16 protein-coding genes are annotated in these 19419 nt (G+C 63.3%); 10 read left to right on the plus strand and 6 right to left on the minus strand.

Annotation, left to right across the window (positions count from 1 at the left end; genetic code table 11):
* Positions 1–11: 11 nt before the first annotated feature.
* The 4 genes from K5607_RS14365 to speA form a co-directional block, all read right to left on the minus strand.
* Positions 12–476, minus strand: coding sequence for a hypothetical protein (locus K5607_RS14365; RefSeq protein WP_221047415.1), 465 nt, complete (start codon positions 474–476; stop codon positions 12–14).
* Positions 473–1900: an OpgD/OpgG family glucan biosynthesis protein gene (locus tag K5607_RS14370; RefSeq protein WP_221048950.1), complete on the minus strand. Its 1428-nt coding sequence runs from the start codon at positions 1898–1900 to the stop codon at positions 473–475. The genes K5607_RS14365 and K5607_RS14370 overlap by 4 nt, the downstream gene beginning before the upstream one ends.
* Before the next feature lie 294 nt (positions 1901–2194).
* On the minus strand, positions 2195–3049 hold the full coding sequence (locus K5607_RS14375; protein WP_221047416.1) for an NAD(P)-dependent oxidoreductase: 855 nt from the start codon (positions 3047–3049) through the stop codon (positions 2195–2197).
* A 1-nt stretch (position 3050) separates the two neighbouring features.
* Positions 3051–4925, minus strand: coding sequence for a biosynthetic arginine decarboxylase (gene speA / locus K5607_RS14380; protein ID WP_054774353.1), 1875 nt, complete (start codon positions 4923–4925; stop codon positions 3051–3053).
* 176 nt (positions 4926–5101) lie between these two features.
* On the opposite strand from speA, the gene speE reads away from it, so the two are divergent.
* Positions 5102–5953, plus strand: a complete 852-nt coding sequence (gene speE, locus K5607_RS14385) for a polyamine aminopropyltransferase (protein WP_054774354.1) — start codon at positions 5102–5104, stop codon at positions 5951–5953.
* Positions 5954–6007: 54 nt separating this feature from the next.
* Positions 6008–6223: a hypothetical protein gene (locus K5607_RS14390; RefSeq protein ID WP_054774355.1), complete on the plus strand. Its 216-nt coding sequence runs from the start codon at positions 6008–6010 to the stop codon at positions 6221–6223.
* Here the strand turns inward: K5607_RS14390 and K5607_RS14395 are convergent.
* Complete coding sequence (locus K5607_RS14395) at positions 6220–6849, minus strand: 5-formyltetrahydrofolate cyclo-ligase (RefSeq protein WP_221047417.1); 630 nt, start codon at positions 6847–6849, stop codon at positions 6220–6222. The genes K5607_RS14390 and K5607_RS14395 overlap by 4 nt on opposite strands.
* A gap of 119 nt (positions 6850–6968) precedes the next feature.
* Here K5607_RS14395 and K5607_RS14400 point away from each other — a divergent pair, with 119 nt between their 5' ends.
* From K5607_RS14400 to K5607_RS14425, 6 genes are all read left to right on the plus strand, one after another.
* A complete protein-coding gene (locus K5607_RS14400) occupies positions 6969–7622 on the plus strand; it encodes an HAD family hydrolase (RefSeq protein WP_221047418.1) in 654 nt (217 codons plus the stop codon).
* A gap of 33 nt (positions 7623–7655) precedes the next feature.
* Positions 7656–8351 carry a VIT1/CCC1 transporter family protein gene (locus K5607_RS14405; protein ID WP_221047419.1) on the plus strand — a complete coding sequence of 232 codons (696 nt, stop codon included), beginning with the start codon at positions 7656–7658 and terminating at the stop codon, positions 8349–8351.
* Positions 8352–8811: 460 nt separating this feature from the next.
* The gene (locus K5607_RS14410) at positions 8812–10236 is read left to right on the plus strand and encodes an ApeA N-terminal domain 1-containing protein (protein ID WP_221047420.1); all 1425 of its coding nucleotides are present in this window, start codon (positions 8812–8814) and stop codon (positions 10234–10236) included.
* A 172-nt stretch (positions 10237–10408) separates the two neighbouring features.
* Positions 10409–11404 (plus strand): efflux RND transporter periplasmic adaptor subunit, encoded by a 996-nt coding sequence (locus K5607_RS14415; RefSeq protein ID WP_221047421.1) that lies wholly within the window; start codon positions 10409–10411, stop codon positions 11402–11404.
* A 97-nt stretch (positions 11405–11501) separates the two neighbouring features.
* Positions 11502–12746, plus strand: a complete 1245-nt coding sequence (locus K5607_RS14420; protein ID WP_221047422.1) for an ABC transporter permease — start codon at positions 11502–11504, stop codon at positions 12744–12746.
* On the plus strand, positions 12743–13438 hold the full coding sequence (locus tag K5607_RS14425) for an ABC transporter ATP-binding protein (protein ID WP_221047423.1): 696 nt from the start codon (positions 12743–12745) through the stop codon (positions 13436–13438). The genes K5607_RS14420 and K5607_RS14425 overlap by 4 nt, the downstream gene beginning before the upstream one ends.
* Before the next feature lie 78 nt (positions 13439–13516).
* On the opposite strand, the gene K5607_RS14430 is transcribed toward K5607_RS14425, so the two are convergent.
* Positions 13517–13933 (minus strand): M67 family metallopeptidase, encoded by a 417-nt coding sequence (locus K5607_RS14430; protein WP_221047424.1) that lies wholly within the window; start codon positions 13931–13933, stop codon positions 13517–13519.
* A gap of 89 nt (positions 13934–14022) precedes the next feature.
* Between K5607_RS14430 and K5607_RS14435 the strand changes: the two genes are divergently transcribed.
* A complete protein-coding gene (locus K5607_RS14435; RefSeq protein ID WP_221047425.1) occupies positions 14023–14877 on the plus strand; it encodes an isocitrate lyase/PEP mutase family protein in 855 nt (284 codons plus the stop codon).
* Between the two features lie 218 nt (positions 14878–15095).
* The gene (locus tag K5607_RS14440) at positions 15096–19412 is read left to right on the plus strand and encodes a PAS domain-containing protein (protein WP_221047426.1); all 4317 of its coding nucleotides are present in this window, start codon (positions 15096–15098) and stop codon (positions 19410–19412) included.
* The last annotated feature ends 7 nt before the right edge of the window (positions 19413–19419 follow it).

Raw genomic sequence — 19419 nt, forward strand, 5'->3', positions numbered from 1 at the left:
GTGTGTGAGGCTCAACGCCGAAAAATGAAACTGAAGGTTTGATGCTTCATGGGCAGAGGCGCTTCCGGCGGCGTCGCGGTGGGCAGATGAGCCGCCAAAGCGCTTACCGCTTCGGGCGACACCGGCTGACCGCTCAGCAGGTTGTCCTTGGGAAAGCCCACGCCGTCCAGGAATAAAGCCGCGCGCGCGCGCGCCAAATTGGACAAATCGTCGGCCTCGAAACCCAACAAATGGCCCAGCGCCCTATCCAAGCGCCGTTGCGCGTCTTCCACCGCGCGCCGCCGCAGTTCTTCCACCGCCGCCGGGCCGCGGCCCACCCGCTTCCTGGCCTTGGCCAAGCACAGCGGCACCACGGAATCGATGGCGGCAACGCCGAACCCCAGTTGCTGCAAATAGCCGCGCACAGCGTCCTCCGCATCGTGCAGCAACCGCGCTTCTTCTTCCGAAACCTCAACCGGCGGCAAAACCTCGCTCACTTGGCGCTCCATTGATACAACCAGGTTTCGCTCAGCACTTCGCCGCCGCTCTTCAGGTAAGCCCGCAAGTCAACCACGTCCTTGTCGACTGCCGGCTCCAAAACGAAGGACAATCGCCAGCCGCCGGTTTCGCTGTTGCGCGTCACCGCCACGTCGCTGATCTTGCCGGAGGAAGCGCTCAGCTCGGCCTCGACGGCGGCCTTATCGCTGAAATACTTGAGCTCGTCGCCGACAAAGTCCACCGCGAAGCGACGCTTGTTGGAACCGGCCGCCTGCAAGCCCACCCGGGTGGAAACGACCCGGCCGCCGTCCGGCTCCAGGGAGGAATCCAGCAGGTAATGCAGACGGTAATTGAACACCCGTTCCTGCCCTTTGAGGGCCGGCTGATCGGACACCCAGAAAGCGACGATATTGTCGTATTTCTCCGCCTCGCTGGGAATTTCGATCAAGTAAACGCTGCCGGCGCCCCAGTCGCCCAGAGGCTCCACCCATAGGCTGGAGCGCTGTTGATAGCGGGCGTCCAGATCCTGGTAATGGTCGAAAGCGCGATCCCGCTGCATCAAGCCAAAGCCTTTGGGGCTGATGTCCTTGAGCACGCTGATGCGCAATTGGCGCGGATTGTTGAGACTGCGCCAGGTCCACTCGCCGCTGTTGCGCGCCATGAGCAGGCCGTCGGAGTCATGCACCTCGGGCCGGAAATCGTCGATGAAGCGGTCGGTGTTTTCGCCGTGGAAATACATGCTGGTGAGCGGCGCCACGCCCAAGCGGTCGACGTTCTTGCGGAAATAAACGCGGCTGTTCACGTCGATGGTGGTCGCCAAGCCCGGCCGCAATACGAACCGGAAAGCGCCGGTGGCGCTCGGGCTGTCCAGCAAAGCGTAAACCGTCAGTTTATCGGCGTTGGGCGCCGGCTTCTCCACCCAGAACTCCTTGAACACCGGCACTTCTTCCGCCTTGGGCAGGCCGGTATCGATGGCCAGGCCGCGGGCGGACAATCCGTACACCTGTCCCATGCCCACCGCGCGGAAAGCGCTGGCGCCCAGGAACACCGCCACGTCTTCCTGGCCGTCGCCCTTGCGCAAGGGGTAATGGAAGCGCACGCCGGCGTAACTCACCGTGGGCGGCGGCGCCGCCGGGAAAAGGTTCTGGCCGAAGTCGAAGAAATCCGACGAATAGGGCACCGGCTGGACTTGGCCGCCGGACACCAGATTCACCGCCACGCGATCCTTGTACATGTAGCCGCGGTGGAACAACTGCACCTGGAACGGCAGGCGCTCTTCGCGCCAGAGGGATTTTTCCGGCTTGAAATGAATATCGCGGTAGTGTTCGCTGTCCATATTGGACAGGAAATCGGGCAAATCACCTTCATCCTTGGTAAACGGCTTCGCGGCCAATTTTTTGGCGCGTTGCTCCAGCTCCCCCATCCCGAAAGGGCTGGACGGGTTGGCCGCCTCCCCTTTGTGGGCATCCTCGCGTGGCTGCGCGAAGGCCAAGCCGCTTCCCAAGCCAAGGCACAGGACTAGTAGACCGAACCGGGCTCTTGCGAACACGTGGAATCTCCCCTTAAACAAAATCTGTCGAATTGATGGCTGATTCCGAGCGATCGCCTCGGAATGCGGCTTTCCGGCGATCCCTGCAGATCGAATACCCCGAAGCGCGCCGATATTTGCGCTAATTCTAGCCGCTTTAGCGAACCCCGGGGAACTTTTAAGGCCGGCTTAGCGCGACTTCAAACGGTACAAAGCGGAAATGTCTTCGTCGCCGTAGCCTTCCGCCATAAGCCGGGCGTATTCGCCAATGGTTTGCTCGGTTACCGGCACGCTCACGCCCAGCTTTTCCGCCGACTCCCGGCAGATGAGCAAGTCCTTGTGGTGCAAGCCCAGCTTGAAACCGGGCTGGAAAGTGCCGGCCACCATGGTGCGGCCGCGATGGTCCAAAAACCAGTTGCCGGCCGCGCCGCCGGACACCACCTCGATCACCTTGTCCATGGGCAAGTCCATGGCCTGGCCGAAAGCCAGCGCCTCGGTGACGGCCTGGGCGATGCCCGCCGCCATGATTTGATTGACCGCCTTGCAGCCCTGGCCCGCGCCCACGGGGCCGATATGGACGATGCGCGCGGCAACGGCCCGCAGGACCGGCAGGACCGTCTCCAAAACGCCGGCCTCGCCGCCCACCATCATCGCCAGCGTGCCCTTGCGCGCCCCTTCCACGCCGCCGGACACCGGGGCATCCAGGAAGGCCGCACCGCGATCCGCCAGCAAAGCCGCCACCCGCCGCGCCGTATCGCTGCCGACGGTGGAGCAATCCACCACCACGCTGCCCGGCCTGATGCCGGCCGACATCGCCTCCACCATCGCCAGCACATCGTTATCCGCCGAAACGCACAGGAACGCCACGTCCACCGCCGCGGCCAAAGCCGCCGGGTCGGCCGCCGCCGCCACGCCCAATTCCGCCGCCAACGCATCCGCCTTGGCCGGGCTACGATTCCACACCGCCGCCAACAGCCCCGCCCGGGCCAGGTTGCGCGCCATGGGAGCGCCCATGGCACCGAGTCCGATGTAGCCGGCTTTCATGTCACTCGCCCAAGTAGGTGTAAGCGGTGAGGCCCGCCATCAGCTCGCTTTCGAACAGCCGGCGCAAACGGGTGTCGATATCCGCATCGGCCAAACGGCGGCGAAACGCCGTTTCGATTTCGTCCGGCTCGATGTGCACATAGCGCAGCACGTCGTCGGCGCCGTCGCCACGCATGGCTTGCACCAGCCGATAGCCGCCCTGCCCGTCCAGTTCCACATTGATGGAATGGGTGTCGCCGAACAGGTTATGCATATCGCCGAGGATTTCCTGATAGGCGCCCACCAGGAAAAAGCCGAGCAAATATTCCTCGTCCGCTTTCAGCGCATGCGCAGGCAAGGTCGTCTCGATGCTCTGGCGATCGATGTAGGCTTCGATGCGTCCGTCGGAATCGCAGGTCAGGTCCTGCAACACGGCGCGGCGGGTAGGCTCCTCGTCCAGGCGATGCAGCGGCATCACCGGAAAAACCTGGTCAATGGCCCACGCATCCGGCAGCGACTGGAACAACGAGAAATTGCAGAACAGCTTATCCGCCAACCGTTCGTTCAATTCGTCCAACAGTTCCCGGTGGGCGCGCAGGTTCACGTCCAGGCGCTGCTTCACGCCGTGGCAAATGGCCGCGCCCAGGCGTTCCGCCTCGGCCAGCTCGACCAGGCTGAGCTTGCCTTGGATATAGCGGGCGCGCGCCTCCTGCAAATCGAACTGGGCGTCGTGGTAAATGCCCAGCACCGGCTCGTCGGGCAGCAAGGTCAGCAACTCGGCCAGATCCTTGACCACCTGGGACTCGGACGATATCTCCTCCGGCGCTTGCTCCGGCACGGTTTCGATGTCGATGACGTTGGCGATCAGCACCGCGTGGTGGGCGGACATGGCCCGCCCCGATTCGGTGATTAGGTTGGGATGGGGCAACCGGTACTCTTCGCACAGATCGGAAAACGCGCGCACGATGCTGTGGGCGTATTCGACGATGCTGTAGTTGATGGAGCAGTCGCTGGCGGAACGCGTGCCTTCGTAATCCACTCCCAGGCCGCCGCCCACGTCCACGTATTCGATGCCGGCGCCCAGTGCGCGCAGCTCGGCGAAATAGCGGCTGGCCTCGCGCAGGGCCGACTTCACGTCGCTGATGTTGCCCACCTGGGAGCCCATGTGAAAATGCATCAAGCGCAGCCACTCCAGGCCGCCGGCCGCGCGCAGCTCGTCCAGCAGGCGCAGCACGTCGCTGGCCGACAGCCCGAATTTGGACTTCTCGCCGCCGCTGTTCTGCCACTTGCCGGCGCTGATGCTGGACAAGCGCACCCGCACGCCCAGCTGCGGCCGTACTTCCAGGGTTTTGGCCTCGGCCAGGATGGTCTTCAGCTCGGACAGCTTCTCGATGACGATGAAGACGTTGAGACCCAGTTTCAGGCCGATCAGTGCCAGACGGATATAGGCGCGGTCCTTGTAGCCGTTGCAGACGATGGTGTCGGTGTTGGCCAGGGCCAAAATGGCCAAAAGCTCCGACTTGCTGCCCGCCTCCAAGCCGACGCCGTGGGAACCGTTGCCGAGGATGCCCTCCACCACGTTGCGCTGCTGGTTGACCTTGATGGGATAAACCGGCGTATAGCTGCCCTGGTAGTCGTACTCGCTACGGGCCAGATCGAAGGCCGATCGCAGCTGCGCCGCCCGATCCTGCAGGATGTCGTTGAAGCGCACCAGCACCGGCAGGGACAACCCTTCCGCCCGCACCGCCTGGGCCACCTCGTACAAGTCCACGCTGCCGGCGGCGGGATCGCGGGCCGGATAAGCCACCACCCGGCCGGCCGGGCTGATGTCGAAATAACCGTCGCCCCAGTGTTCGATACCGTAGGTCGCTTTGGCTTGCTGAAAGGTCCAACCCATTCTATTTCCGCGTCAACGTTTAAAAGATGCGGATTATGTGGAAAAATTGCCGTCTTTGGAAGCAAACTCCCGGTTTCCCCGGCTACGACCGACCCCTTCCCCTTCCTCGCCGGCGAGGCAAGGGACAGCAGCATGGCGCCACGCGCCGCTTTAAGTTTTTCAATCTGGAATCGCACATGCACGACACCACCAACTGGGTTACCGAAGTCTATTCGAAGGACGGCAGCGCCCTGTCCCTCACCGGCGCCACCAAGCTGCACGAGGAACAGAGCCCGTTCCAGCGCATCGAAATCTACGACACCGCGGCCTTCGGCAAACTCATGGTGCTGGACGGCTGCTTCATGGTCACCGACCGGGAAAACTTCCTCTACCACGAGATGATGACCCACCCGGCCCTCTACACCCATCCCGATCCCAAGACCGTGTGCATCATCGGCGGCGGCGACTGCGGCAGCCTGAAGGAAGTGCTCAAGCATCCGGAGGTCAAGCGCGCCGTGCAGATCGAAATCGACGAGCGCGTCACCCGCGTCGCAGAACAATACTTCCCCGATCTGTGCACCGCCAACGACGATCCCCGCGCCGAACTGAAATTCATCGATGGCCTCAAGTGGGTGAAAGACGCCGAGCCCGGCAGCGTGGACATCATCATCGTCGACAGCACCGACCCGGTGGGCCCGGCCGAAGGCCTGTTCAACGAAGCCTTCTACCGCGACTGCCACCGCGCCCTGGGCGACAACGGCATCCTGGTGCAGCAAAGCGAATCGCCGCTGTTCCACCTGGAGCTGCAAGCCTCCATCCACGGCCACATGCGCAACGCCGGCTTCGGCCAGACCCGCACCCTGTTCTTCCCCCAGTTCATCTATCCCACCGGCTGGTGGAGCGCCACCCTGGCGGGCAAGGGCGATCTGCACAATTTCCGCCGCGACGACGCGCTGAACAAGCCCTACGCCACCGAGTACTACAACGCCGACATCCACCAGGCGGCGTTCGCCATGCCGGAATTCTTCAAACGGCGCCTGGCGAAGTAAGCCATATCCCATCAGGGGGCGACACCGTCGCCCCCATTCTTGCGAGGAATCCCCATGCAAATCGATCAAGACGGCAACATGGAACTGTCGGCCGAAGAAAACCAAATGCTGATGGACAAGCTGGATATAGCCCCCCAGGACTACGACGACCCGCCGGTTGAAATCGAAAGCGTCGGAGTGGAAGAGAGCGTCGCCACCTTCAAAGCCAGCAACACCCGCACCGGCAAAAGCGTCACCCTGGAATTCGAGCTGGCGGGGGACGAAGACTAAGCCCCGCTCACCCGAATCACCCGCCGCTCGGTGACGATGGCGTCCACCGGCACATCGGTCGCCTCGGTGGGCAGCTCGTCCAACAATTGCGCTTCGAACGCCAGGGCCACTTTGAATCCCACCGGATGGGCGGCGAACCAGCGGTCGTAGTAGCCGGCGCCGAAGCCCAGGCGCCGGCCCGTAGGCGTAAAACCCAGCCCCGGCGTCACCGCCACATCGAACGGGCCGGGATGGGCCGGCCCCTCGGCCGGAGCGAGAATCCCCATAGGCCCAGGCAGCAGCTCGCCCCAATCCGCCAAAGGCCGCGCCACCATCTCGGTGCGCGTCACCATTTTCGGCACCGCCAGGGACTTGCCCAGAGCCGCCAAATGTTGAATCAGCCCATGGGTTTCCACTTCGCTGGCATAGGAAACATAGGCGAACACATTGCGCGCTGCACGCAGCTCGTCCAGTTGCAGCAAGCGCTGAACGATGGCGGCGGAAAAAGCGGCCCGCTGCGGCGCAGGCAAAGCGGCGCGGGCCGCCTTGAGCCGGTCGCGCAACCGCGCTTTGGCCGCCTGATAGCGGGTCCCCTCTCCCTCCGGGAGAGGGTTAGGGTGAGGGAGTAAAAAAGCGCTTTTCTCCATAACCACCGCCTTGAGGTGAAGCGACGCAGCCGCAAAAACAGGCATTATATGGGCTAGCGGCGCGCGCCCACCGTCAGCCGCATTCCAGCCGCCGAAAAACCACCGCCCCGACCCTGCCCATGCCCCATATCCAAGCAGTCATCTTCGACCTGGACGGCCTGGTGCTCGACACCGAGCCCACCTACTGCCTAGCCTGGCGCAAAGCGGCGGCGGACGTGGGAATAACGCTGGACGACGTCTTCTTCGCCGGTCTTTCCGGCTGCCAAGGCAGCGACGTGGAAGCCGCCCTGCTGGCCCAAACCGGCCCCGCATTGGACATGGAGGATTTCCGCCGGCGCAGCGCCGCCCATTGGCACCGGCACGTGGACGAACACGGCATCACCGCCAAGGGCGGCGCACGGGAGCTGCTGCAACGGCTGAACGAACGGGGAACGCCTTACGGCCTGGCCACCAACAGCCGCCGCCGCTACGCCGAGCAATGCCTGCGCCTGGCCGGCCTGGACACCGCATTCCCGGTCATGGCCGCCCGCGACGACGTGGCGCAAGGCAAACCCGCACCGGACGTGTTCCTGCTCGCCGCCCGCCGGCTGGATGCGCCGCCGGCCGCTTGCCTGGCCTTGGAGGACTCCTTGCCCGGGCTCACCGCCGCCCACCGCGCCGGCATGGCCCCGGTGCTGGTCACCGACTGCGCCGCCACCGCCCAGGCCGGCGCCGGGCTGGCCCTGCGGGTGCTGGACTCCCTGCACCAGGTGGCGCCGGAATTTTTCCGCTAACATGGGGCATCCCCCGCTCGAAAGGCACCTCGCGTGAACCGGCTCCACCATCGTGAAGAACATTTCAAAGGCGGCGATGCGGTCAAGGACGTGGTCATCGGCATGGCCGACGGACTCACCGTGCCCTTCGCCCTGGCCGCCGGCATCACCGGCGCCGTCAACGCCGCCCACTTGGTGGTAACGGCCGGCGTGGCGGAAATCGTCGCCGGCTCCATCGCCATGGGCCTGGGCGGCTACCTGGCCGCCCGCAGCGAAGCGGAGCACTACTACAGCGAGCAGCGCCGCGAGGAATGGGAAATCCGCAAGCTGCCCAAAGTGGAAGAGCAGGAAATCATCGACATCTTCGCCGACTACGGCCTCACCGCAGAAGAAGTCGCCCCCCTGGTGGCCGGCCTCAAGCGCCGGCCGCAAGCCTGGCGCGATTTCATGATGCGCTTCGAGCTGGGCCTGGAAGAGCCCCATCCCAAACGCGCCCTGCAAAGCGCCGCCACCATCGCCGCCTCCTACGTGGCCGGCGGCGCCATCCCGCTGGCGCCCTACGTGTTGCTGGACGACGCCACCCAGGCCCTGCCCTGGTCCGCCGCCGTCACCCTCACCGCCCTGGCCGTGTTCGGCTTCGTCAAAGGCCACTTCACCGGCGTCAAGCGCTGGAAAAGCGCCGCGCAGACGGTGTTCGTCGGCGGCCTGGCGGCGGGAGCGGCGTTTGGGTTGGCGAGGTTGTTTGCTTGATTCGACCTTGCCGTAACTCGCCGCTTTCCGGCTTCATTTCCCACTGGCGGGAGAGGGCTGGGTAGAGGGCGGGAGCTTTGGCTAAAGCGAAACGGTTGATTTTTATGGAGCGCCTACGGCGGTTTTTATTTAAATGTGGGTTAGCCGCACCCACGGGCGGGTTACTTTCTTTTGTGCGGCCAAAAAGAAAGTAACCAAAGAAAAAGCCGCCCGATTGCCGCGCCGCTACGCGGTGCCCTGCGCTCCTCGCTTTCGACGGGAGTTGTCCGACAGGCCATCCCTGGCCTGACGTACAACCGGCCGCCTCCATGCGGCCGCCCTTCGGGTTGATCCCGCCGAAAGCTCCGGTGCTCGGCGCGGCAAACGGGACGATACATAAGAACAATCGCGCCGAAGGCATTAGAGCGAATACATAATCGCAGGGTGCGAACACTGTATAGCTGAAATAGAACAAAACACCATGACACTCACCCTTAAACAGCTTGAACTCAATAAGGATTACACCTTTCATGTAACAGTTGTGCATGGAGAAAAAAATTACGCAGGAGAACTAGCGCTTAAACCAGACAAAATAATTCTAACCGTCAAGTGGGAGGAATTCACTGACAACCCTGGCGCGTTTGGATGGAAAAAAATAGATCGTTTATCATGTAGACAACAGAACAGCACATTCCTCCTACTCGACCTTCGACCACAATCTGGACTGGCAAAAATACTAGACCGTCAATCTCATCGCTCATACTTTGAATCCACTTACGAAGTAGGCTACGTGCTATACAGCCAAAGCCACTTCAAAAACACCCAAACCTTCCTAGAAATTGAGCTTTTCTCACCGACGATAACGACATGGATCGGTAACACCTTCAAACGGGATGAAATTATCGCGCACTATACAGATCGAAAGGCTTTTCTTCGCAACAAAAAAACATCACTAAGAGAACTAGAGATCCGCATCAACAACCTTGGATACCTGTTCATCGATTACAATCCATCGATATTTTACTCGCTACCGGAATGTAAAGCGGGAATAAAATTCCCGCCATCTCTAATTTTGAGAGCAGAAAACGCACTTAGCGCCAACAACGCAATAAGCCTAATAAACGACTTAATTGTTCTATTATCACTTTTAACCGGCGATGAAATTGAACTCGAAACAGTTTATGCAAATCATGCCGATCACGGACCCCATACGCAAATCTCCATCTACTTCCCTACCGCCCATTTAAAACGCAGGCCTAACACTCCAATACTGTTCCCTCTAGGACGAAACCTTCGTCACAATCCATCTAACCTCCCGGCGCTTCCGCTTGAGACATTCCGAGCATATTTCGCCGAGAACAACGAACACAAGCATATATTCGAAAAATACATTCGATATAGACGCCGCACAAACACCGAAGAACGTTTTCTCGGATATTTCCGCCTACTGGAAGCACTAACCAAAACAAAAAAGGCATATTTAGACGAAGAAAAACTTCACAACCTCTGCACCAGAGCCAAGCCTATCCTAATCAAACATTTTGGCGACAAAAAATCAGTATCCGCGTTCCTCCACAACATCCCCAAATATAACCACTCAAAGTACAACACCGAAAAATGCCTTCGTGACTTTTTCGATACCATCCCCACCTCCATAACAAACACATGGATTTATGACAAACGCATTCTAAAAAGCATTTGCGACCTACGTAACGATTTAAGCCACGCAAACAATCACTCACTTGACAGCAGCACCATAGCTGAATTTACTGTATTAACCGAAACCCTATTAACTATCGCCCTTCTCCGAAAATTAGAAGTCCCGATAGAGTCAGCGACTTTGGTAATTTCGCGCATGACTGGGTATTTCAGCATAACCAACAAAGCACAACCCAGTTGTTATTAAACATCACTCGCTCGACACAGCCTATTACTTGTGTCTGTGATACAAATATTGGAAGCTAAAAGCTTTAGAGCTGAGACCACCCAGGTCAACCACAACACATCAACCGAGCTACACATAGCAATAACCACACTGGCGCCCTAGATCGATGCGAAACAAATGGCTTTGGATTTTGGTGAGCGGCGTAATCGCCGTGCTCGGCGGCGTGCTATGGTGGCGCTTGGGGCCGATGGCGGTCGGCGTCGTTACGCCGACGCGCGGGCCGGCGGTGGAGGCGGTTTACGCCACCGGCACGGTGGAGCCGACGGTGATGCTGCCCATCGCGCCGCGCCAGGGGGGAAACCTGGCGGAACTGAACGCGGACGAAGGGGACACGGTGCGCAAGGGCCAGGTGCTGGCCCGCTTCGAGGACGAGGACCTGGACAACACGGTGCGGGAACTGGCTTCCCGCGCCCGCTACGCCCAGGCGCAGTACCGGCGCAACGAGGAGTTGGCGCAGCGCGGTTTCCAGGCCAAGCTGGAGCTGGACCGGATACGCGCCGACCGGGAGGCGGCCGAGGCGGCGCTGAAACGGGCCGAGGCGCAACGCGGCTTCCTGGCGCTCACGGCTCCCGCCGACGGTTTGATCATCCGCCGCGACGGAGAAATCGGCCAGTTCATTCCCACCGGCCAAGCCGTCTTCCATTTGTCTTGCTGCGCGCCGTTGCGCGTCACCGCCGAAGTGGACGAGGAGGACATTCCCCGCGTCCGGGTGGGACAAAAAGCGCTGTTGCGCGCCGACGCCCTACCGGGCCGGGTGCTGGACGGCGAGGTGGCCGAGGTGACACCCAAGGGCGATCCGGTGGCGCGCAGTTACCGGGTGCGCATCCGCCTAACCGATCCGGCCGAGTTGCGGGTGGGCATGACGGTGGACGCCAACCTGGTGGTGAGCGAACGGCAGGATGCCCTGCTGGTGCCGACCGGCGCCCTGCGGAACGGAACTTTATGGCTGGTGCGGGACGGCAAGCTGCATCGCCAAGCGGTGCGCGTCGGCGTGGCCGGCGCCGTGCGTAGCGAGATACTGGAAGGGCTGGAACCGGACGCCCAGGTGGTGGATGCGCCCACCGAAGACCTGCGCGAGGGCCGCGCGGCGCGTGCCCGGCCCACCGATGCGAAGGAATCCGCTCCTTAACTTTTTGTCTCACCCTCCCCCCTCTCCCGGCGGAGAGGGGGCGACAACGGGAACCGCCGATCTTGGACGCAACTACACCACGTTTCCCCGCCTCCCCATGATCATCCAACTCAAAGTCGCCCTGGGCCACCTCACCAGCCGCAAGCGCCAGACCCTCGTCTCCCTGGGCGGAGTGGTGCTGGGCGTGGCGTTTTTCCTGGCGGTGTCGTCCATGATGCGCGGCTCGGAGAAGGACTTCGTCAAGCGGCTGGTGGACAACAGCCCGCACATCACCGTGTCCGACGACTACCGCAAGCCGCGCGTGCAGCCGGCCGAGCTAAGCTGGACGGACGGCGCGGTGCGCATAACCAACGTCAAGCCGCAGACCGAAACCCGCGGCATCCGCGGCTACCGGGAAAAGCTGGCTTTCGTGCGCTCCCTGCCCGGCGTGCGGGCGGCACCGGTGCTGGTGGACTCGGCCGTGCTCAGCTTCGCCGGCCGCCAGCAAGGCGTCACCCTCTCCGGCATCGTGCCGGCGGACATGAAGGACGTCTCCACCATCGAGGAGAAAATCGTCCAAGGCTCGCTGGACGCCCTGGCGTTCAATCCCAACGGCATCGTCGTCGGCAAAGGCCTGGTGGACAAATTCAACCTGCGGTTGGGCGGCACGGTAAGCGTGGTGTCTTCCAGCGGCGCCGGCCGGCCCATGAAAGTCGTCGGCATTTTCCGCACCGGCAACGCCACTTACGACGAGGCGCAGACTTTCGTGCTGCTCAAGCGCGCCCAGGTGATGTCCGACCGGCCCAACCGCGCCAACCGCATCGTCATCCAGTTGGACGATCCCTATGCCGCCCGCGTCCTGGCCCAGCGCATCGAGGCGGCCGTCGGCTACAAATCGGTGTCGTGGATCGAGGCCTCGGAGGACGTCCTCAGCCTGCTGGTGGTGCGCAACATCATCATGTTCAGCGTGGTGTCGGCCATCCTGGTGGTGGCGTCGTTCGGCATCTACAACACCATTTCCACCATCGCCATGGAGAAGACGCGCGACATCGCCATCCTCAAATCCATGGGCTTCCACGCCCGCGACGTGCGGCTGATTTTCCTGCTGGAAGGCAGCATCGTCGGCGTCATCGGCAGCAGCTTCGGCCTGGCGCTGGGGGTGGGGCTGATGAAGCTGCTGTCCACCATCCAATTAAAACCGCCGGGCGTATCGGACAAAGTGCCCATTCCCATCTGGTGGGGACCGGAGCAATACGCCATCGCCGCCGCCTTCGCGCTGACGTCCTGCGTGGCCGCCGCCTATTTGCCGGCGCGGCGGGCCTCCCGCGTGCAGCCGGTGGACATTCTGCGGGGCGCTTCGTGAGCGCTGTGCTGCGGGCCGAGCAGCTGCTGCGCGTCCTGCCGGGCGAAGTGCCGGTCACCCTGGTGGACGGCGTCAGCCTGGACATCCAGCGCGGCGAGTTCGTCTGCATCATGGGGCCGTCCGGCTCGGGCAAATCGTCGCTGCTGTATCTGCTGGGGCTGCTGGACACTCCCACGTCGGGCCGGGTATGGCTGGACGGCGAGGACACCTCCGTTTACGGCGAAAACGAACTGGCCAACCGCCGCCTGGAAAAGTTGGGCTTCGTCTTCCAGTTCCATTTTTTGCTGGCCGAATTCAGCGTGCTGGACAACGTCACGCTGCCCATGCTGCGCCTGGGCCGGATGGACGAAACGGCCGCCCGCCGGCGCGGCATAGAACTATTGGAACGGCTGGGCGTGGCCGAGCACCACCCCAAGTTCCCCCATCAGCTTTCCGGCGGCCAGCGCCAGCGCGTCGCCATCGCCCGCGCCCTGGCCAACGATCCCCTGGTAGTGCTGGCGGACGAACCCACCGGCAACCTGGACTCCGCCTCCGGCGCCACCGTGCGAGGCATCCTGCAAGACCTGACCCACCAGATGGGCAAGACGGTGGTGGCAGTGACCCACGACCCCGCTTTCGCGGCGGCCGCCGACCGGCGCATCGGTATTGTGGACGGGAAAATCGACGTCGGCTGGCGGCCGGGGGCGATGTAGGCCGGAAGAGGCGCGCAGGCCATGCGGCCGGACGTTACGCGCGCCCACCCCGACCTATGCAAAGATGAACCAGCGACATCATTCCTCCGCCAGCAACAGCTCCACCTCACCGAACCCCTGCCCCTGCAGCCGGAAACCGCGCAGCTCCAGCACGCCTTTGGTGTTGAGGGAAATAATCAGGTACAGCGCTTCCGGATAGGCCGCCTGGGCCGCGTCCTCGGCGGACGGCAGGGCCGGCGCGGTGGGGTGGGAGTGGAAAATGGCGAACAGCGCCTCGCCTTTCTCGCGCATGGCGCGCATGGCGGCGATCTGGCCCTGGGGATCGAGCTGGAAACGGGTGGCCGGATCGCCGGCGGCGTTGGCGACCGGGTAACAACTGGCCGGCACGCCGTTTTTCGCGCCGACCAAGCCGCACACTTCCAGATCGGGCGACAGCTGGGCGTGGTGCAGCAATTGGTTGACCAGGGGACGGGGAATGGCGATGGGCTGGTTCATAGCGTCGGCTCGGATTGGAACTGGGCGGCAGCGTAGCCGAATTCCCGCCTTCTGGCTATGCTAGCCGCCGACACCCCCGGAGAACCGCCATGTCCAGTCCCGCCGACCGCCTACGCCGCCTGCTCGCCCAACCGGGCATCCGGGTCATGCCCGGCTGCCACGACGCTATGTCCGCCAGGCTGATCGAGGAAGCCGGCTTCGACATGGGCTTCATGAGCGGCTTCGCCGTCTCCGCCGTGCGGCTGGGCCTGCCCGACACCGGACTGATTTCCTACGGCGAGCTGCTGGAACAGGGCAGCAACGTCTGCGCCGCCGTATCCATCCCCCTGTTCGGCGACGGCGACACCGGCTTCGGCAACGCCCTCAACGTCAAGCGCACCGTGCAAGGCTACGCCCGCGCCGGCTTCGCCTGCATCATGCTGGAAGACCAGGTCGCCCCCAAACGCTGCGGCCACACCCAGGGCAAGGCGGTGGTGAGCCGGGACGAAGCCGCCATGCGCATCCGCGCCGCGGTGGATGCCCGCAACGAAGGCGCAGACATCCTCGTCATGGCCCGCACCGACGCCCGCGCCACCGACGGCCTGGACGAAGCCATCGCCCGCTGCAAGCTGTTCCGCAAGCTGGGCGCCGACATCACGTTCCTGGAAGCGCCGGAAAGCGAAGAGGAAATGCGCCGCTACTGCGCCGAGGTGGACGGCCCGAAAATGGCCAATCTGATCGAACACGGCAAAACGCCGCTGCTGCCGCCGGCCGAACTGGAAGCCATCGGCTACAAAATCGCCGTGTATCCCCTCACCCAGCTCAACGTCGCCATCAAGGCCATGCGCGCCGCCTTGCGGGCCATCAAGGCCGGCGGCCGGCCGGACGTGATGGATTTCGAGGAACTGAAATCGGCGGTGGGCTTTCCCGATTATTATGACGCGGAAGACCGCTACCGCGGTTGACGGTAAATTCGAGCGCTCGCCGGGCGCGAAGTCCATAAAGAAAGCGATCGACCGGGGCGATAACGCATTATTTTTCACTTAAGTCAGAACTTCCCTAAACTTGTGATTGGGCCCGCGAGACCGGGCGATAGGACATCCGGCCGGAACCCGAAAGACGGGCTTGCCTGGCTTTCACCGACGAGCAGCCCCGAGAAAGGCGTAACAGGGACCCGAAGACGATGAGCCAGCTCCCCACACCGCACCGCTACCGGCCGGCCGCGTTTTTCGCATTGCTTATCGCCTACCTGGCAACGGGCAAGCTCTGCTTGCTGCTGGCGCTGCCTCCCGTCTATTCCACCCCCTTGTTCCCGCCGGCCGGGCTCGCCTTGGCCGCCGTCTATCTGGCCGGCAAGCGGGCCTTGCCTTGGATCTTCGTCGGCGCGTGGCTGCTCAACCTGTGGACCGGGTACACGCCTGCCTCCTCCGTCCGGGCGGCCGCATTCGCCGCCGCCATGGGCCTGGCGCCGGTCGTCCAGGCCATGGTCGGCGGACGGGTTTTGCATCGCCTGCTGGGAACCGGTTGCCGTTTCGATCAAACCGGCGACTTGCAGCGGCTGTTCATCGCGGCCCCGCTGCTGTGCCTGACCAGCGCGACCCTATCGATCGGCGCGCTCGCCGCCCTGGACCTGGTCGAACCGGACGGCCTCGCCAAGCACTGGCTAACGTGGTGGCTGGGCGACACCCTCGGCGTGCTGGTGTTTTTCCCCATTGGCCTGGTGCTGGCGGCCGAGCCGCGCGACGCTTGGAGGGCCAGGAGACTGTCGGTCGCCGGCCCCATGCTGTTCATCCTGACCCTGGTGCTCGCCTTTCACTTCACGGCCGGCCAATGGAGCCGGCAAGCCTCCATGGAGAAATTCCAAGGCCTGTCGGACCAGTTCCGGCAACACATCCTTACCCGTCTCGACGAGCAGGAGCTGCTGTTGCAGCAAATGCAGGCTTTGTTCGGTCATGGAGAAAAACCGCCCAGTAGAGAGCAATTCGGCATCCTCACCCAGGGCGTGGTGAAACACATCGGCGCGGTCCAAGCCATCGAATGGGCGCCGCGCATCGCGGCGGCGGAACGGGGCCGATTCGAGGCCGCCGAGGCCAGTCAGCTGGCCGGTTTCGAAATCAAGGAAAGAGACGGCCAAGGGCGGCCGATCCGGGCGCAACCCCGCCCTTATTACTATCCCATCACCTACCTGGAACCCATGGCGGGCAACGAGGTGGCGCTGGGGTTCGACCTGGCGTCCACGCCCGAGCGCCGTGAGGCCCTGGAGCTCGCCCTGGCCAACGACAAGCTGGTGGCGACCGCGCCCCTCCGCCTGCTGCAGGACAAGACCGGCCAAGCGGCCGTGTTGCTGCTCCTTCCGGTGAAAGCGCAAGGAACGAATTCGGACATGCTGCTGAGCGTGCTGAAAATGGGCGATTTCATCGAAGCCCAGCTGTCGGCCCATTCGCTCCCCTTGTTCGTGCGGCTGAGCGATACGGCCGCCGGCCTGCCCCTGTACGACAACCTCAGCGCCGCCGCGGCGACGCCGCTGTACAGCACCGAATTCCGCTTCGCCGGCCGGCGCTATTCGCTGGAAACGGCGCCTGTGCCGCAGTACTGGAACCAGGGCCAAGGCGGACAGACCGTCGGTTTCCTGGCCGCCGGCCTGCTGGGAACGGGGGTGCTAGGGGGACTGCTGCTGTTGGGCACCGGCTATACCGCCCGGGTCGAAAGCCAGGTGCGGGAACGCACCCAAGCGCTGCTGGAGAGCGAACAGCGCTGGCATTTCGCCCTGGAAGGCTCCGGCGACGGCGTGTGGGACTGGGACGTGCCGGCCGGCGAAGTGCTGTTTTCCCGCCGCTGGTACGAGATACAGGGCTACGCGCCGGGCGAGATCGGCCCTGCCATCGGCGACTGGGAGCGGCTGGTGCATCCCGACGACTTGCCAGTGCTGCAACGAGAGCTGCAAGCCCATCTGCGAGGCGAAACGCCGAGCTTCGCCTGCGAACACCGGGTACGCTGCGAAAACGGCGAATACAAATGGATTCTGGGCCGCGGCATGGTGGTCAGCCGCGACGAGAGCGGCCGCCCGCTCCGCGTCGTCGGCACGCACTCCGATATATCCGAGCGCAAGCGGTTGGAAGCGGAACTGCAAAGCAGCCATGACCGGCTCGCCAAAATCTCCCAGCACGTGCCCGGCGTGATCTACCAATACCGGCAGTATCCCGACGGGCGGGCGTGCTTTCCCTACGCCAGCGACGGCATCCGGGAAATCTACGAGGTAACGCCGGAACAAGTGCGGGAGGACGCGACACCGGTATTCGCGGTCTTGCACCCGGACGATCACGACGCCATCGTCGCTTCGATCCGCGAATCGGAACGCACCATGCAGCCCTGGCGCCTGGACTACCGCGTCACCCTGCCGAGCAAAGGCGAGCGCTGGCTGTCCGGCCACGCCAAGCCGGAAAGGCTGGCGGAAGGCAGCACCCTTTGGCACGGCTACATTTCCGATATCACCGAGAAAAAAGCCCTGGACCGCAAGCTCCAGGAAAACGAGCAACGCCTGGAATTCGCCTTCGAAGGCACCGGCGACGGCCTGTGGGACTGGAACATAAGCAAAGGCGAGGTGTTTTTCTCCAAGCGCTGGAAGGAAATGCTGGGCTACGCCGAGGACGAGATCGGCAGCGACGTGGAGGAATGGACGCAACGCATCCATCCCGACGATACGGCCGCCGTCATGGCCGACGTGCAGTCCTGCTTCGACGGCGCCACGCCCCACTACGTCAACGAACACCGCGTGCTGTGCAAGGACGGCAGCTACAAATGGATACTGGACCGCGGCATCATCATCGACCGGGACGCCGCCGGCCAGCCGACGCGCATGACCGGCACCCACACGGACGTCACCGCTAGGCGCATGGCGGCCGAGGCACTGCGCAACGCCAAGGCCCTGGCCGAGGAAAACGCCCGCGCCAAAAGCGAATTCCTGGCGAACATGTCCCACGAAATCCGCACGCCGATGAACGGCGTCATCGGCTTGACGCAACTGGCGCTGAACCTGCCGGCCAGCGCGGAATTGCGCGATTACCTGGAAAAAATCGCCGCCTCCTCGCAAAACCTGCTGTCCATTCTCAACGACATCCTCGACTTCTCCAAGCTGGACGCCGGACAAATGCCCCTGGAGCTGGAGCCGTTCGACTTGGACGCGATGGTGGACAACCTGCGCGGCCTGTTCGAAGCGCAAATCCGGGCCAAGCAGCTCGATTTCAAAATCCAGGTGCAGGACGGCACGCCGCGCGACCTCGTCGGCGACGCCCTGCGCATCCAGCAAGTCCTCACCAACCTGCTCAGCAACGCCGTCAAATTCACGGAGCGGGGCCAAGTCGTCCTGGCAATCACCTTGCAAAAAATCGAAGACGGGCACGCCCTGCTGAATTTCTGCGTGGAGGATCAAGGCATCGGCATCGCCGAGGAGGACCAGGAAAAACTGTTTCGCGCCTTCAGCCAGGTGGACGGCTCCATCACGCGCCGCTTCGGCGGCACCGGTTTGGGCCTGGCCATCAGCCAAAGCCTGCTGCGGCTCATGGACAGCCGCTTCAGCGTCCGCAGCGCCCTGGGCCAGGGCTCGAGCTTCAGCTTCGAACTGCGACTGGGCATCGCCGCCGAACACCTCGACCGTCCCCGCACCCTCCGCCGCCGCACCGACCGCCAAGCCGGGGAGCTGGCGCACAAGCTGAACGAAATGGGACACGCGCTGCACGGACGGACGGTGCTGGTCGTGGAGGACAATGAAGTCAACCAGCGGGTGGTGTGCGAGTTTCTCAAGCTCGCCGGTCTGACCAGCGTCGTCGCCAACAACGGCCAAGAAGCGCTGAACGTGCTGGCGCAGCAACGGGTGGACGCCGTCCTGATGGACATGCACATGCCGGTCATGGGCGGCGCCGAAGCCACCGAAAAAATCCGCGCCAATCCGGAATTCGCCCGACTGCCCATCATCGCCCTCACGGCCGGCGCTACCCAGGAAGAACGGCAGCGCTGCATGAACTGCGGCATGAACGATTTCATCGCCAAGCCGGTCAAACCGGAAACGTTGTTGGAAACCTTATGCCGCCGGATATCCCCGGCGGCCGACTACGTCGCCGAGCCGCCGCTCCCTGCCGCCGAAGGCGGCGGTTTCCCCGACGCGCCGGGATTCGACCTGGACTACGCCCTGGAACTGCTGGGCGGCGATCGCGAACTCCTGTTGGAGCTGCTGGGCCTGTTCGGCCAAAGCATGGAAGGGATAAGCGACAAAATCGGCGCAGAAGCCACGGCGGGCAACTTAACCGCAGCGAGGAACCATGCCCATAAGCTGAAGGGCTCCGCCGCCAATTGCGGCGCGAAAGCGCTGTGCGACATCGTCACGCAGCTGGAAAACGAATTGCAGGCGGGCCGTTTCGAGACGGCCACGTTCGCCGCTTTCGCCGCGGAGTTCGAGCGAACCATGGCGACCATTGCCGCGATCACCGCCGCCGCGAACGCCTGACCACCGC

It is taken from the genome of Methylogaea oryzae (genome assembly GCF_019669985.1).
Taxonomy (GTDB): Bacteria; Pseudomonadota; Gammaproteobacteria; order Methylococcales; family Methylococcaceae; genus Methylogaea; species Methylogaea oryzae.

Excerpts from the sequence above, each read along its gene's own strand:
- speE (WP_054774354.1), top strand. The coding sequence starts at position 5,102 with ATGCACGACACCACCAACTGGGTTACCGAAGTCTATTCGAAGGACGGC.
- K5607_RS14395 (WP_221047417.1), bottom strand. The coding sequence starts at position 6,849 with ATGGAGAAAAGCGCTTTTTTACTCCCTCACCCTAACCCTCTCCCGGAG.
- K5607_RS14390 (WP_054774355.1), top strand. The coding sequence starts at position 6,008 with ATGCAAATCGATCAAGACGGCAACATGGAACTGTCGGCCGAAGAAAAC.
- K5607_RS14420 (WP_221047422.1), top strand. The coding sequence starts at position 11,502 with ATGATCATCCAACTCAAAGTCGCCCTGGGCCACCTCACCAGCCGCAAG.
- K5607_RS14375 (WP_221047416.1), bottom strand. The coding sequence starts at position 3,049 with ATGAAAGCCGGCTACATCGGACTCGGTGCCATGGGCGCTCCCATGGCG.
- K5607_RS14410 (WP_221047420.1), top strand. The coding sequence starts at position 8,812 with ATGACACTCACCCTTAAACAGCTTGAACTCAATAAGGATTACACCTTT.
- K5607_RS14430 (WP_221047424.1), bottom strand. The coding sequence starts at position 13,933 with ATGAACCAGCCCATCGCCATTCCCCGTCCCCTGGTCAACCAATTGCTG.
- K5607_RS14435 (WP_221047425.1), top strand. The coding sequence starts at position 14,023 with ATGTCCAGTCCCGCCGACCGCCTACGCCGCCTGCTCGCCCAACCGGGC.
- K5607_RS14400 (WP_221047418.1), top strand. The coding sequence starts at position 6,969 with ATGCCCCATATCCAAGCAGTCATCTTCGACCTGGACGGCCTGGTGCTC.
- speA (WP_054774353.1), bottom strand. The coding sequence starts at position 4,925 with ATGGGTTGGACCTTTCAGCAAGCCAAAGCGACCTACGGTATCGAACAC.
- K5607_RS14370 (WP_221048950.1), bottom strand. The coding sequence starts at position 1,900 with ATGGGGGAGCTGGAGCAACGCGCCAAAAAATTGGCCGCGAAGCCGTTT.
- K5607_RS14440 (WP_221047426.1), top strand. The coding sequence starts at position 15,096 with ATGAGCCAGCTCCCCACACCGCACCGCTACCGGCCGGCCGCGTTTTTC.